The sequence below is a fragment of the Paraburkholderia sp. GAS448 genome, from assembly GCF_050435685.1.
In the GTDB taxonomy this organism is placed as follows: Bacteria; Pseudomonadota; Gammaproteobacteria; order Burkholderiales; family Burkholderiaceae; genus Paraburkholderia.
The window spans coordinates 19,287-34,366 of the sequence record NZ_JBNDKT010000055.1; the positions used below are offsets into that span (position 1 = coordinate 19,287).

At 56.1% G+C, this 15,080-nt stretch carries 12 protein-coding genes; 4 read left to right on the forward strand and 8 right to left on the reverse strand.

Annotation, left to right across the window (positions count from 1 at the left end; translation table 11 throughout):
• Positions 1 to 15: 15 nt before the first annotated feature.
• Positions 16 to 1,869 (reverse strand): DUF1302 domain-containing protein, encoded by a 1,854-nt coding sequence (locus P3T23_RS43085; protein WP_429322153.1) that lies wholly within the window; start codon positions 1,867 to 1,869, stop codon positions 16 to 18.
• Positions 1,870 to 2,933: 1,064 nt separating this feature from the next.
• Here P3T23_RS43085 and P3T23_RS43090 point away from each other — a divergent pair.
• The 4 genes from P3T23_RS43090 to P3T23_RS43105 all read left to right on the forward strand — a co-directional run bounded on the left by P3T23_RS43090 (position 2,934) and on the right by P3T23_RS43105 (position 6,769).
• Positions 2,934 to 3,599 carry a TetR/AcrR family transcriptional regulator gene (locus P3T23_RS43090; RefSeq protein ID WP_429322154.1) on the forward strand — a complete coding sequence of 222 codons (666 nt, stop codon included), beginning with the start codon at positions 2,934 to 2,936 and terminating at the stop codon, positions 3,597 to 3,599.
• 710 nt (positions 3,600 to 4,309) lie between these two features.
• The gene (locus P3T23_RS43095; protein ID WP_429322155.1) at positions 4,310 to 4,768 is read left to right on the forward strand and encodes a Zn-ribbon domain-containing OB-fold protein; all 459 of its coding nucleotides are present in this window, start codon (positions 4,310 to 4,312) and stop codon (positions 4,766 to 4,768) included.
• On the forward strand, positions 4,761 to 5,915 hold the full coding sequence (locus tag P3T23_RS43100) for a thiolase family protein (protein ID WP_429322156.1): 1,155 nt from the start codon (positions 4,761 to 4,763) through the stop codon (positions 5,913 to 5,915). The genes P3T23_RS43095 and P3T23_RS43100 overlap by 8 nt, the downstream gene beginning before the upstream one ends.
• A 551-nt stretch (positions 5,916 to 6,466) precedes the next feature.
• On the forward strand, positions 6,467 to 6,769 hold the full coding sequence (locus P3T23_RS43105; RefSeq protein WP_429322157.1) for a DUF1330 domain-containing protein: 303 nt from the start codon (positions 6,467 to 6,469) through the stop codon (positions 6,767 to 6,769).
• Positions 6,770 to 7,324: 555 nt separating this feature from the next.
• Here the strand turns inward: P3T23_RS43105 and P3T23_RS43110 are convergent.
• From P3T23_RS43110 to P3T23_RS43140, 7 genes are all read right to left on the reverse strand, one after another.
• The gene (locus P3T23_RS43110; RefSeq protein ID WP_429322158.1) at positions 7,325 to 7,774 is read right to left on the reverse strand and encodes a glutathione S-transferase N-terminal domain-containing protein; all 450 of its coding nucleotides are present in this window, start codon (positions 7,772 to 7,774) and stop codon (positions 7,325 to 7,327) included.
• A gap of 60 nt (positions 7,775 to 7,834) precedes the next feature.
• Positions 7,835 to 8,980 carry an acyl-CoA dehydrogenase family protein gene (locus P3T23_RS43115; protein ID WP_429322159.1) on the reverse strand — a complete coding sequence of 382 codons (1,146 nt, stop codon included), beginning with the start codon at positions 8,978 to 8,980 and terminating at the stop codon, positions 7,835 to 7,837.
• A gap of 118 nt (positions 8,981 to 9,098) precedes the next feature.
• Positions 9,099 to 10,268 carry an acyl-CoA dehydrogenase family protein gene (locus P3T23_RS43120; RefSeq protein WP_429322160.1) on the reverse strand — a complete coding sequence of 390 codons (1,170 nt, stop codon included), beginning with the start codon at positions 10,266 to 10,268 and terminating at the stop codon, positions 9,099 to 9,101.
• Between the two features lie 318 nt (positions 10,269 to 10,586).
• A complete protein-coding gene (locus tag P3T23_RS43125; RefSeq protein ID WP_429322161.1) occupies positions 10,587 to 11,219 on the reverse strand; it encodes an NADPH-dependent FMN reductase in 633 nt (210 codons plus the stop codon).
• Positions 11,220 to 11,357: 138 nt separating this feature from the next.
• Positions 11,358 to 12,935, reverse strand: a complete 1,578-nt coding sequence (locus P3T23_RS43130; protein WP_429322162.1) for an AMP-binding protein — start codon at positions 12,933 to 12,935, stop codon at positions 11,358 to 11,360.
• 109 nt (positions 12,936 to 13,044) lie between these two features.
• Complete coding sequence (locus P3T23_RS43135; protein WP_429322163.1) at positions 13,045 to 13,350, reverse strand: DUF1330 domain-containing protein; 306 nt, start codon at positions 13,348 to 13,350, stop codon at positions 13,045 to 13,047.
• A gap of 431 nt (positions 13,351 to 13,781) precedes the next feature.
• Positions 13,782 to 14,573 (reverse strand): enoyl-CoA hydratase, encoded by a 792-nt coding sequence (locus P3T23_RS43140; RefSeq protein ID WP_429322164.1) that lies wholly within the window; start codon positions 14,571 to 14,573, stop codon positions 13,782 to 13,784.
• Positions 14,574 to 15,080: the final 507 nt, after the last annotated feature.

Genomic DNA, 15,080 nt, shown 5'->3' on the forward strand with positions numbered 1-15,080 from the left:
ATTTCACTCCTCCTGTCAAAATGCTGCCTGAAGCGTTAGCAACACATATCCTTTATCGTTGTACATATAGGGGCCCGCTCCGGTCGTTGTCGCCAGGGGAGCACCCGCGGCACTCGTCTGTTGATATCGGCTATGAAAACCGCCGTAGTACAGCGCGACCGTGTACTTCTGTCGGATCACCGCCGATGCACCGATCTGCCACGACCAGCTTTGCTGAAAACTCGAACCGTTCGTCGGCCCGGTGCCGGCGAGGCCGGTCGAGACGGTTATCGGAATAGTCAGGTCCACACCGGGCAACACCTGGAGGTATTGCGGAGCGAAGTTGACTGTGAGTGCGACGGCGTTGCGAGTCGAGCAACCCGTGCTTGTCCCGCCGTTCTGGCACGCAACAGACCCAACTCCGTTATAGAGCTGCGGCTGAGCTGTAATCCGTTGCAGATGCGTATAAGCCAACTCGGCGGCGACTGAGCCGGTGCTCCATAGAGGAGTCCGCGGCAGGATATACGTAGCATTCAATAGGCCATTGATGACGTCGCCGATAGGACCTTGCTTCGTTGCCGGATCAATACCGACATTCGCGAGAGCTGTATGAGCTCGATAGCTAACTTCACTGCCTACGCTGACGTCGCCGATCGACTTGCTCAGACTGATGCCATATAGCTTGACGTTGTCGTTATATACAAGCCGGTAGCCGGATGAGGTGATTAGCGGCGCCTCGTAAGGCGCCGTCTCCGCCAGACGGCGAAAGTAGACGCCGATGGTACCGCCCGAAAGCCAGTCCGGCCGCCAACGCGCGTTTACACCAAAGTTACCCTGATAATGGGGCGTCAGAGCAGACAACCGGGGCAAGAACGGCTGCTGCGACGATCCCGTGAAGAGCCGGTCAGGCCCATTAAAAAGGAAGTCTGCGACTCCGAAATAGGTCCCACCTTCGGGATAGCGGTTTGGTATCCAGTCCAGGAAATACTGACCAGCCAACGACAATGTGGGCGTTATCTGGGCGGATATAGACAGTTGGCTGACCGGCAGGAACAATTGATTCAATTTGGCGCTTGGGCTCGTTATTGCTTTGTTGATGTCAATCGGTCCTTGCGCATACGCAATGCTGTTGGCGGTATTGAACAGTGCTTCGCCCCAATAGACAGATGTCTGCCCCAGTCTTACGCTGACTGGTACGGAACCAGCGTCGAACGTTCCGAATACAAAGGCGTCGAGCAGTTGGCCGCCGGGTCCACGGTAATACTTGTCGATATAGCTGGAATATTTGTTGTTTATGTACGTCGATGGTATTCCAACCGACGCAGGCCCGGCAGCGGGTCCAACCGATGTGTTGTGGTAGGCGGCATCGTACCAACCCTCTGCACTGACTCTGAAGCCATACCGATTTTTGTAGATCAGCTCGAACTCGGAGAGCACGTCGGCGCGATTTTCAAACAGGTCGCCCTTGCCAAATTTGTTATCAGATATCCCAAAAATCGGATTGTTCAGAATTGCGGGATTCTGGCCCTGTACGCGCACTCCACCGTTGTAGGACACGGTATTGTCCCAGTGTATTTCCAAATCAGGATTTGGAGTCTCAATTTGAAATGCGCGAGATTCCGTTGCAACCGCAAGTGGCAATGCGATAAGAGTAACGAATTTGACAGAACGTACTACCGATGACCGCTTCATGGCGCGCTTTCGCACTTGATTTAAGGCTGGTCGGGCTTCGCGATTGGCCTCACGGGTCTCAAGCGGACGACAGGTCTTGGATGCGTCAAGCAGATTCGACGTCGCACGTGCGACGCTCCGGGTGAAATTCATCCTGCCGCGCGCATGCGGACGGTCGACTACATCCGGTTCACTGGGAGCCGTTGGGGGGGTGGCCATGCTAAGCATCTCCTGTCTGTCTTTCTCTTTTTTTGAAAACTGCCGGTCTTTCCACTACCACTGACACGGTTGCCATTTGCACTTCCAGCCAAACGGAGGTGGTGCGACATGGTTGGCCGGATTGCTCGCCCAGACCACCTCATAAGCAGGCCTGGCGCCCGATGAATTACCGAATGGCTCTTCAAACATAACTAAGGACACCTTCTTAAATAAAATCTGCGATACCAACGGTAGCTTGTGGCGCGCGGGCACAATTGCAAACTTATAGGTGCATCAGTGTTTTACTAGCAACTAGCGAACGGACGGCACCTTGTTCCTCGTCAACGACGGAATAGCAGTCTTTCTGACACTGTCGCCTGACAAGGCGGCACACCCCGATGCCGGTCGATCCGCTGACATGCCAAGGTTCAAACAGCCCCACCAATGCATGGCAGCCCAGCTATGCAACACGACCGTATCGTCCCATCATGGGTCGCGCCCACCCGGGTGCAAACACGCGCCACCGACCGTCGTCATGCCGGAAAAAGAACAGCTCGAAGGGTCCCGCTGCCCGCGATGACTCGCTGCGGATGCAACGATGATGACTGGTGCCCGGATAGCTGTGTCGCGTCAGTCTGACTGTCTGCCCGGCTGCGTGCACCAACCATTTGTCGATCAACCACCTCAAACACCCCCTCCGTACCCATCTCCTGCTCCTCAAACGCTTCCCGGGTTCGCCCCATCCGGCCCCGGGAGGCGCACCTTCTGGTTCGCGATCGCCAGTGGGTCCGCTCTACCGCAGGCAGCTCGCCTCTATCGGTCTATGGACCTATAATAGTAGTCAAAAGACTGGGATGCAAGCCGAGTCGCCTCGGGAAAACACCAATGAATGCGTCATGTCATGGCGAAAAATAATTATCGGATACAATAATTGGACATGTTTTACAGGTTTCATGACCTATAATCCTGTGAGGTATGTGGCCGATGCTTGCCCGTTTGTGGCATCTTTGCCTGGATCAATGCAGGCTCAGCGAGGTTCCATTGGTGCTGCGGATTCTTTGGCCATCCCGCGACGAGGAAGAGAAATGAAACAACTGATCATTACGGCGGAAGATATGTCAGCCACCAATTCGGCTGGCGAGACAAGGCGACGGGGAAACCGAACCACGCGCGTGCCTGAAATCCTCGAGATTTCAATAAACGCCTTTGCCACCGACGGGTATGCGGCGTTCAACCAGCGGCGTGTCGCGAGTGAGGCCGGCCTTCGGTTGAGCACGCTCCAGCACTACTTCCGCACAAGGGAAGACCTGCTGCGGGCTACCGTCGAGGCAATGGGCGACCGGTATCTGGATTTGTATCGCAAACTGTCCAGAGATAGTTCGCTTACGCCGTTGGCACGTCTGGACAAGATTGCCGATGAGACATTTAACGCGCTGGCGCGGCCGAATAGCAACTTTAGCGCCTTTGCGATTGAACTCTGGAGTTTGGCTGAGCACGAGGACTTCGCTCGTGATCTCCTCGAGGAAATCACCGGACAAAACCTGGAGATATTTGCAGGCCTGGTTTCGAAGATCAATCCAGAATTGTCTTCAGAGGACTGCGCTCTGCGAGGCGCATTGCTCACGTCAAACTTGCAGGGCTTGCTCATCTTTGTACGTCGGGCAGGCAAGAACACTCCGGATCTCGACGGGCTTCGCGCTATGACGAAGGTGGTCTGGAGAGCACTGAGCACCGCACCGGGCTCCTCCTGAATCACCATCAGACTTCATCGCCAGATAACCTGCGGGGCATCTACTCTCTCAACCAATAACCAATTCTGGTGCCCCCCCGAAACAAGAAGTGGTGACACCACTTTTTGAAGATGTACCCCACCCGAGAACCGGCCAGGTCAAATGCTATTTCTTTATCGAATATATCTCTCTCACAACCCCTTGTTGGACTGTCCCAGGACTTCATGAATGGCTAACCTTACGCCGCTGATGCTCGAGGCTGAAACCCCGTGCGACGAAATGATTCAATTCGATATAAGACGCCAAACTCCAGATCTGATGTTCCGAGGTGTTGTGCGACTCACGCGATCTGCTCATCCGTCGTGCAGCAGGATGTTGCGTGCTATCAATGACTCCCGCCCGGAGATTGCGCCCTATAAAACTCGTGCGCTAGTGATCGGGGTTGTGCCAGGCGCGTGTCAGTTGCCGTCTCCGTGGTAAGAGTAAACAATACTAAAACTAAGGAATGCAAATTGTTGCCTTGATGAAGCAAGTACTCTACATTTTTATTCTATGACGTCTTCGAGCTGAGACTCCGTTGTGCACCCGCAGAACATTCAGCGACAGGGCGACTCTTACACAAGCGACTGCGGGGAACGCAGGTTTGACTGGCCACCGGATACGGCGCGCTTTCGGTAGGCGGTTAAGAATTGATTTTTCCCGCTTTTCACCCAGATACAGGAGTGCCAACTATGTGCCCTGAAATATCCTCTGAATCTTCCATTGCAAGGGTGGTGCCCGCAGTCCCTTTTCTTGTCGTCGCACCAGATGGCCACGCGCATCTCGTCGGCTCGCGCTGCACGGATTGTGGGGCCGTCATGCCAGGTAGACGCATCGCGTGCGCCGCCTGTGGTACGCGCGGGCGCCTGGAATCCATCCAGTTGGCTGAAAGTGGTCGCCTCTGCAGCTATACGGTCGTACACCGCAGCTTTCCGGGAGTGACGACTCCATTTGTTGCAGCAATCGTCAATCTGGATGGCGGCGGAACACTAAAAGGTACGCTGACGGACGTGACGCCAGACCCTCGATCCCTGCCTTACGACATGCCAGTGGAAATTGTCTATCGCGATTCCGGCCAGAAGGCGGCGGACGGCTCCGCCTTCCTCTCCTACTACTTCGTCCCATCCCGCCGAGGTCACAAAAATGACTGACGTTTATATTGTCGGGATCGACATGATCCCATTTGGGCGCTACCCGAGTCGCACGGTGCCCGAACTCGGAGCGGAAGCTGCCTGGCTTGCACTTGACGATGCTGGGCTTGGGATCCGCGACATGCAAGCACTATATTGCGGCAACCTGATGGAGGCCCATTTGATGGTCGGGCAGCGCATTCTGCGTGAGATGGGCCTTACCGGCGTTTCTGTCACCAACGTGGCCAATGCTTGTGCCACTGGCGCCACCGCTTTCCGAGAGGGGCTAATCGCCGTGAAGTCCGGTCTGTACGACGTCGTGCTTGCTGTGGGCGTAGAGCAAATGGGCCGCGGACTGCTAGGCGGAAGTGGCCGTTCCGACGGCTTTGTCGAGGAAGGCGCACTCGGATCGAATACCATGCCAGCGATGTTCGCCCAGATTGGAGTAGAACACGCACGCAAGTACGGGACTACCTTCGAGCAGTTCGCCAAGGTAGCGGTCAAGAACCATCACCATTCCACCATGAATCCCAAGGCGATGAGTCAGCGTGAGACAACGCTCCGGGAAGTTATGGAGGCGGAGATGATCTCCTGGCCCAACACCAAGTTGATGTGTTCTATCAACGTGGACGGGGCGGCGGCCGCCGTGATTGCTTCGGAGCGTGCTGCACGACGGTTAGGCTTGATGGCGAGAGCGGTACGAGTGCGCGCTTCGGAGATGACTTCGGGACCGTATACGCCGAAAGAGTTTGCGATTCCTGACTTCAACGATGTCACACGTAACTGCGCGCGTCTCGCCTACGAACACGCTGGGATTGGTCCTGATGCACTAGACCTTGTGGAACTTCACGACTGTTTTGCAACGGCCGAATTGGTGCACTACGAAAACCTGGGTCTGTGCAACGAGGGGGAGGCGGGCCCAATGATCGATGCGGGGGAAACCACTCTCGGGGGACGAATTCCAGTGAACATGTCAGGTGGTCTTCTGTCAAAGGGCCATCCGCTCGGCGCGACGGGCATCGCCAATCTATATGAGGTGGCGACTCATTTACGAGGGGCAGCAGGTGCGCGGCAGGTCGTCGGCGCCCGGATGGGCCTTACCCATGTTGTCGGCGGCTCTTTTGGGCGCGGCTCAGCATGTGTAGTCCACGTTCTCGAAAGGGTTTGAACCTGGAAAATAGAAGCTCGCCGCCATCCGTCCCAAGACATGCCACGGGTTTAGCCGGTCGTTTTCTCGGAAGCCGGCTTCGCGATGCTAGCTCGTATGTCGCAACGAACTCAGAGGTGCCGACCTGGTCATTTCCCTGGAGACACACTCCATTGCCATACTCGTCTCTACGGGTCCAATAACTGCCTCGTTCCAACGGCAAACACTGGACTTTGCGATCAAGGAACAGGTCACGACCGCGTATCGCTCCTCGGGTACACACATGGGAGGCAAAAACGCGAGCGATACATCGGAGGCCGAGCGCTGTTAGACGCCCAGTTACACCTTCATCGAGTCCGCGTAAACTCGGTCACTGCGGACATGACGTTTGGCTGCGCCAGGCGCAAGGGCTGGGCCCGGCCGCTTTAGATACGGCTGGGACGTAACCTTTTGATTGATCGCGAAGGATCGCTGACCCGTGAGGGTCCGAATGTCGGCCAAACTCTGTAACACAAAGCATCAGGTGATTTGCTCAAGTACAGTATTCATTGTCTACATAGAGTGGAGGACCCGTGACCGCCTTTGTTGTAGTCATCAGGAGGGCGACCCTGGACGCAGCAGAAATTGCCGCCTACCTTTCCAAAGCACGAGCCGCTTCCATCGGCCATCCCTTGACCATTCGAGCATTTCAGGGACGACACAAGGTACTCGAAGGCCCAGAGATTGAGTCGATAGTAATACTCGAATTTCCATCCTTCGAGGACGCGGAGCATTGGTACGACACCCCTGCCTATCACGAAGCGCTGTCTCACCGTCTACGCGGTGGAGACTATAGCGCCGTTATCGTTGATAGCAACATTCCAGAGCCACATTAGGCTCGGAAAAACGGCCCCGATTGTTCGCTGCTCACCCACGGTCGATTCCCCTGCCCGGCTAACGTTTCTCGTAATCGCAACACTACGTCCCTTGGCGGCAGGGGTTTCCGGCAGTCTGCCTTGAGGCTGTATAAACATGACCGACGCGTTTAAAAAGTAAGCATTCGATCTACACCGTCGCGGATTACGTGATTACGTTGACGCGGGAGAGGATCGGCTGCTAGCGAGCGGGATCGATGTGTGAGGCGCCGGGTTCAAAGTATCCGTCAGCGGAACCCGTGTAGACGGTGTCGCGCGGTTAGATGTCGACAATCTTTCGCAGCAAAGCGTACGAGACCCGCCAATGGCCGTCCGAATCATTAACAGCGATGGACGCGGTTTTTGCGTTGAGCCTGACGATGATGCCGACTCGCTCGCTCAGATGTTTGTCGGTGAAACCAACCGTGTCGCCAACGAAGAATTCCTCACGTTGTGCTCGCGGCGGCGGCGACGGAGGCGCGTGAGTTGGACCGCGCGCAGTGTCAGCGTGAACGCGTACGCATCGGCAACCGTGAATCAGCTCGTCAGATACTCGCGGCCGGCGAGCGCGCGGTCCAGTTCCGTGAATCGCGTCGCGAACTTCGCGCGGCATGCGACTTTCGTCGACTCGGCCGTCTGCGCCTGCCAGAGCCACGGGCTGAACGTCTTGTGCAGTTCGGTGCTGACCAACGTGAGCCACTCAAGCACCGCGAGACGCTCCGCCGAGCCGGCAGGTGGAATGAGCGCGCGTTGCGGATCGAGGTCGCCGATGTACTGCAGCAGCGATGCGGCTTCGGTATGCCGCGAGCCGTCGTCGAACTCCACGAGCGGCACGTAGCCGCGCGGCCAGATCGCGTCGTAGTCTTCACCGTTCGCAAGCTTGTGCGTCTGCAGATTCACGTTGATGCCTTCGAAGTCGATACCCGCTTCGCGCAATGCGATATGGATCGACTGCGAGCATGCGCCGGGGGAGAAGTAAAATTTCATCGATGCACCGCGACGTGCGAGATTGATGTTCCGGGCCATGCCGCTATAGCACGCCGACATTCAAGCTTCGCTTGTGTCTAGCAGATCTGCGTACCGGCGAATATGCCGGTCAATTGTACCGAGGCACAAATTAAGGGTTTCGATACGACGGAAGTGATGGCTGACGTCCAGTTCGTCAGTAATACCTATAGCACCATGTATCTGCACGGCCGACTGTGCCACCATGCGCCCGAACCGCCCAACAAGTGCCTTAGCTGCCGACACAGCCTTTTTTCGTTGGACCGGGTTAGCAGCAAGGTGCGTCACTGCGTGGTGGGTAATCGACGCCGATTGATTACACCCTAATAGCATATCCACCATCCGATGTTGCAACACCTGGAATTTTCCAATCGGCGTTCCGAATTGCTTCCGCGTCCGTGCATATTCGACCGTTTTACGGAGCAGACTTCCCATGGATCCCACAGCGTCCGCGCACACCATTGCAGCAGCTTCATCGCGAATGCGTTCAATGGCCTCTCCGCTGTCGTAATACTCACCAATCCATGAGTTCGACGGCGCAAATGCTCTGTGGAGATGGACAGTCGAAGTACTTCCACCATCAATTGTTCGGTAGTGGCGGATCTCGACGCCGGGGGTATCCACCGGCAGAATAAATGTTCCAGTTGCGCCGTCAGTACCTTCGATCTTTGCAACCACCATCACATGGTCGCTCCAGATGCCACCCACAACGCCAGTCTTATGGCCAGTAATTTCAAATCCGCCCGAGGTCGGCGAAGCTAATGTCTTCACGAGACCGAGGTCAATCACATCGTTCGCCTCATCGCAGGCAAACGCGATGATGCTGCTGCCCTCGATCACGCTGGGCAGGTACTGGTCGCACTGCATCGTAGTACCAAACCGAGCAAGCAGCGTAGCTGCGGAGATGATGGTCGACAGGTATGGCGAAATCACCAGGTTCTTCCCAAACTCCGACATGATCAACATTGCAGTCAGATGATCCGCCCCTGATCCACCGCAACGCTCCGGCAACGTCGCTCCGAGCACGCCAAGCTGTCCCAACTCCTTCCAGAAGGGCCTATGAAAGCCGTCGTGGTCAAGTATTGCTGCCTGTCGGACGCCAAATCCGTATTGTTCGACAGAGACCCGCTCAACCATATCGCGCAACATACGCTGCTCTTCGTTTAGCGCGAAATCCATCCCTTCCATATACCCTCCTTCTTTGCAACCCCTACGCTACGCTACCTGACGCATCAAGGAAGGCGCGCTATTGGCTCCACATAGGGGTGTAACGTATACCTATGCGTCATGCTATCCCGCTGCGGGCTTACAATTGCAGCGCCGTTTTTGCGAGAATGTTCCGCTGGATCTCGCTGGATCCCCCGTAAATTGTTGCTGCGCGCATATTGAGGTACCGCGCCATCGCTACCTGTGCATCTCGGGAAGATGTATCTGACCTTGCAGGGTCGTGAGCATGCAGCGACGCCGCGCCGGCTGCTGTCACACATAGCTCACTTGCACGTTGCAATGTCTCTGTGCCGGCTAACTTGAGCAAGGATGTAGTGACCCCTGCCCGCTGTGAGTCGTTCTCGACAAGCATTCGTAACTCCGCTGCCTCAAGCGCATCGCAATCGATGCTCAACTCTGCATAACGCCAACGAAAGTCCGCGTCCCTCCAGCAATCTTCGCGCTCCTCGGCAATCCGGCGTGCCTGGAGCAGCAACCGACGAACGCGTGGTCCGTAGACTCCGCTGCGCTCGAACTCAAGCAGGCGCTTCGCGATGGTCCAACCCGCACCTTCATCGCCGATCCGGTTCTCAACCGCGGTTCGAGCGCCGTCGAAGAACACCTGGTTCACTTCGTGCTCACCGGACATACTGATGATTGGATGGACCACCACTCCCGGCGAGCGCATATCAACCAGCAGAAAGCTAATTCCTTCCTGTGGACGCTCGTGCGTGGAGGTTCGCACAAGCAGAAAGATCCAGTCCGCACAATGGGCATGCGTGGTCCAAATCTTTGTGCCCTCAACGAAGTACTCGCCTCCTTCACGGTGCGCTCGGCATTTTAGTGCGGCAAGATCGGATCCGGCGCCCGGTTCAGAGTAACCCTGACACCAATAATCTTCACCAGATCGAATACGCGGCAGGAAGCGTGTCTGCTGCTCCTCCGTGCCGAAGTGAATCAGGATGGGGCCGATCATAAGCAGGCCCGCCGACGAAAGCGTGGGAGCGTTCGCCAGCGCGCACTCCTGCTCGAAGATGTACCTTTGTGCAGGCCCCCAGCCCCGTCCTCCGTATTTCGTAGGCCACGTCGGCACAATCCAGCCTCGCTCGTAAAGTCTGCGATGCCAGATGCGACCAACCTCCGGCGGTGCAAAAACTCCGATTTGCCCACACCCTGCCTGTCGCAGTTCTGGTGTCAATGCTTCATCCAGGAATGCCCGAACCTGGGCGCGGAAACCGACTGGATCAATGCTTTCAAGAGAATCGGACATGGTTATTGCATCCATTGGTGCTAGCCAAAATCGTCAGTGATAGCTCAGATGGGAGTACTCACCATTGAGGTTGAAGGCTTGCCCACCAGCGCGTCTACTATCTTTGCGTCCCCCGGAAAAGCGCCCTTGAACTGACGTAATGGCCGCGGGGTCATGTGCTGCTCGAAGCCCTACCACCGCTCTGCTGTGGGCGACTTGCTCAGTGTCCTTTGGTAGTCAGGCTGCCGCCCCCGGATATAGTTGCCGTGGTTAACGTCGCCTTCGCACTTGCCTCGATAGTCGGACCGACATACACGAAGCATCCTTCCCCAGCTTTCATCACCCCAGGCGCCTCTGCATTAGCTTCGCCTGGCCGTTCAAAACGCTTTCCCCACCGTTTCCGGCAGCCGCGCGCATTCGAGCGAAGTCAACAACCTGGTTTGCGAGCAGCTCCAACTGCCTCTCGACCCCAGCATCGAGGCACCGTCCGTCCGTGTCAAAAGCTCTTGTGCTGCTATTGATTGCGACCCCCATCGGAGTTGGCCACCCGCGAAGTGCATGAACAATCGATCTCATGGCGGCCAGTGTGCTACCAGTTGCCTGCCAGCCAAATGCGCAGGCTATGCATCCTACGGCGCGGCCATCAAGGTAGACGGCCTCATCATTGCGCATATCTTCAACGTAATCCAAAGCGTTTTTGATGAGGCCCGAAACCGATCCATGGTAGGCCGGTGAGGCAACAACTACGCCGTGACACCGACGGAGCAAAGCAATCATTTCCGAGGCAGTGTCGCAACGCTCCGAACGGTCAGGTGAATACATCGGAAACTCAAGCTCCGGGCCAGCCACTATTGCGGTTCTTGCCCCGGCGCGCTCTGCCGCGCTCAGCGCAAAGCGCAGAGCCGTTTCTGTCGAAGAGCCAGCCCTTGATGTACCGCCTACTCCGACGATGAACGGAACAAACTCTTTCATCTTTAGCCCTTTGTCCTATGAACAACCAACCGGAAGACGCCTGTGTGGAGGCACGCGCGTTGAGATAAATTCGAATGTGCAACGCCCAAGTTACCCACGATTCGCGGATGAACACTCGGCATATCCAATAAACCAACCTCACTGGGTCACGGTCCGATCGCTACGTAGGTTGTAGCTGGCGCGCAACGACTTTTTATCGATCTTGCCAACCGCAGTTAGCGGCAGCTCATCAACGAATTCGATCACCTTAGGTACTTGCGCTGGCCCCTTCTTCTCGCGAACCAGCGCCTGTAGAGATTTCGAGCAGCGCTTCTCACCAGTGCGCAACACTACAAACGCCGTGACAATTTCGCCCCAGTAAGGATCGGGAAAGCCGACGACAGCGCAGCGTGCCACCGATGGATGACCGGAAAGGACGTCCTCAACTTCACGTGGATAGACATTGAATCCTCCGGATACAATCATGTCCTTCTTGCGATCGACGATACGGAGAAATCCGCTTTTGTCGCGCACAGCAACGTCACCAGTGTGCAGCCAACCGCCCGCGAGCGCCTCGGCTGTCTGCTCCCGGCGATTATGGTATTTCTCCATGACCAGTGGCCCCCGAACACAGATCTCCCCCGCAACTCCGTCTGGTACTGGACGCATCTGCTCATCAAGCAGCTCGACGTGCAACCACGGAACGGGACGACCGCACGATGCCAGCCGCTCCGGGTCGTCAGAAATGTGATCGGCTCGACGCATCACACACACCGTCATTGGAGCTTCGACCTGCCCATACCACTGGAAGAACACCGGTCCCAGACGAGCGAGACCCTGCTGGAGCCGTGTAGGAGACATCGCCGCTGCACCATAGAAGACCGTCTCCAAACTCGAAAGATCAAATTCGGTGAACCGAGGATGATCAAGCAATGCGTAAATCATGGTCGGAACGAGCAGTACGCAAGTGATCCGGTGTCTTTCGATAGTTTGAAGTACCTTCAACGGATCAAAACCGGGCATTATCACCATCGTGCCGCCACGAAGTAGTGTCGGCAGGAACATTGCTGATCCCGCGTGGCTGAGGTGTGCACACATGAGTTGCTTGACTTCCACAGGCCACTCCCACTCAGCCATGAGGATGCTCAACATGGCAGCGCCCACTCGATGGGTACCAGCGACAGCCTTGGGCTTGCCCGTCGTACCACCGGAATACGACAAACGGTAAACATCTTCCGGACTGGTGTCCGGGGCCACCAAGACCTCCGGCCTCATCTTGCCTGCCAGGTCGCAAAGATCCCGACCAGCCGTCGCCGGTCCAAAGGAGAGAGCGAACAATCCATCGACTGCCGTAGCCAACGCAGTTCCGCGCTCGTTGTAACTCTCAGGGTCGAATATCAGGGCCTCCATTCCTGAATCTTTCATTGCATACAGGTGATCTTCCAGGGAGGCCAACGGGTGCAACGGCACCATCACATATTCGCCCAGGAGACATGCCCCCGTCACTGCCAGCACCTCCGGCCGATTTGCAGAAAGCACGCCAATTCGTGCACCGCGGGCAAGTCCAAGCGACTTTAAAGATTGCAGATATTGACTAACAAGATCCCGATAGCCCCCTGCAGTCAACATTTGATCGTCGTAGTGAAGAAAGGGACGGTCGAGATTGTAGCTAAGCGCATGAACCAGCAGTTGGGGCTGGAAAACTCCCTGATACGGCGCTTCAACAACAGTTGTCATTCTTTCCTCCAGCCTGATTGAACGTCCGTCAAACTGTGCGTATATCGGTTCCGCTTAATGCACAGATTAACTGCATGTTCTATATGGACAGCGCAAGCAATGGCATGCACTAAGGAGTCTTTGAATTCACGTAACCTTCAACAATGACCGCAAGGTAGTCAGCGCCCCGCAGTCGATGAGGCAGTGCCCGACGGTATTCCGGCGCGTCGTACCAACGTTCGGCATCTTCAAAAGTCGGAAACTCCAGGATCGAGACTGCCTCTATTTCAGGACCTTCAAGTACCCGTTGTCGCCCGTGCAGCGCGCGAATAATCATAGGGTGATCCTTGCTCGCTGCTCGCGCCATCGGCCGATACGCGTCAAGTTCACGGGGATCCTTGGTCACTTGTCTAAGGAGCACAACGTACGCTTTCATTATTCACTCCATCCTGAGGTCTAGAGAGCTGCAAACAGACTGTCACCTCAAAGGCACTCGCCACGACAGCAGCCCTGGCTTAGGTCGCCGAAACGTGTAGTGCTGTCGCTCACGAACGGTGGACCGAGGGCACACGTCTTATCGTCTGGCGGCGACTCGACCAATATAACGTTGGCCTCGCAGCCCACGAGCATTCAGTTCGAAAGGGACTTGAGCGGCCCTGTGCCAAGTCGATCACTTTGACGCCTCCCACTCCGCTCCGCAGCAGCGTGCTTCCTCTTTCGACCCATACCGGGAAGTCCACTTGCCTTTACATTCGAACATAAACTGACTGGCACGACTGCAGTCCGTTTTTTCAGCCTTTGAGGCTCACTCCGACTCGGTTTCGACCTCCTTCCATACGCCGCGCAGCAAGTCAGAAGGCCATCGCTCTACCCAAGGGATCTAGTCCGTGCGATCGTTCTATCGAGCCCTCCCGAGCGAATAACCTTGTACTCCTGCGTCGTATGACATAGCTCATGGGTGTCAAAGTGCGCCTGAATGGCGTTTCTGAAACCTTGCATATCCGCTGTCCTGTTGAGTGATCGTTTTAACATCTTGATTGCAAACGGAGGCGCTTTTGCGACTTCATTTGCCAACATTAGGGCGCCTTTTTCCAGCGAGTCGGATGGGAAAACGCGGTTGACCATTCCAAGTCGCAGCGCTTCGTCCGCAAGCATCTTGCGGCCGGTGTACAGGAAGTCCTTCGCTGCCCGCAGCCCCAACACCCATGGGTGGATTAGTACTTCGGTCGCAGCAGCAGCCAAGGTGACACATGTTGGATCAACGAAAAATGCATCCTCAGAAGCGACGACCAGATCGCACATATTCGCGATCATGAAGCCGCCCGCAATGCACGCGCCTTGTACCTGTGCGATGGTAGGCTTCGGGAAATCCCAGAGCCGCAGACAGTAGCCGAGGTAGCGTTGCTCTTCGTACGCGTAACGGCGCTCGACCTGATCCGGACGGCCCATCGCTTCCTTCACATCGTGACCTGCCGAGAAGTGCTCTCCCTTCCCTCCAACAATCACAACACGGATGTTTTCATCATCTGCACAACGTGATAACGCATCGTCAAGTTCATCAAGTAACAGTGTTCCTTCAGCGTTACGTCGGTCTGGGCGATTGTGCGAAATTCGTGCAACCTGACCAATGATCTCAAAGGCGATATCGCGGTATGGAATATCCTTCATCTGTCGACTCCCTATTCTGCGTCTTGAAGCAATGCGAAACCTCCGCTTCCAATACGTGGCACTTGCAGAGGGCGTGCGTCCGGCTAAGCGATCGTCTGGCACGTTCTATTCGCATACCGACGTCTTTTCACTTCATTTACTAACACGTATGTGCGTTCCTCGATCGATCTGCGCGCATCTCGTTGATTGGCCACAACCACAACGTTCCGTTGTTCAGCCTCCGGTGTAATCGCTTGCTTATCGCATGTCCTGCTCATAGACGGACCAGTACTCTGGTTGCGGCTAGATTCCGACAGGAGGCGGATCATTCTCGGTCGGCCTGCTCAATCCGAAGATTGCTGGATTTTTCGGGCTGGATCAGTCGGCCACAGGTTCGCTGGTCACCGCAGCAATAGCTTCGGGGGTTTCCCACTGGCTCTTCCAGCCCGGCGGTGGCGGCGCGATGTGATCGGCTGCATGGTTGCGCTTTGCCATCTCGTAGACCGCGCGGCAACCAAC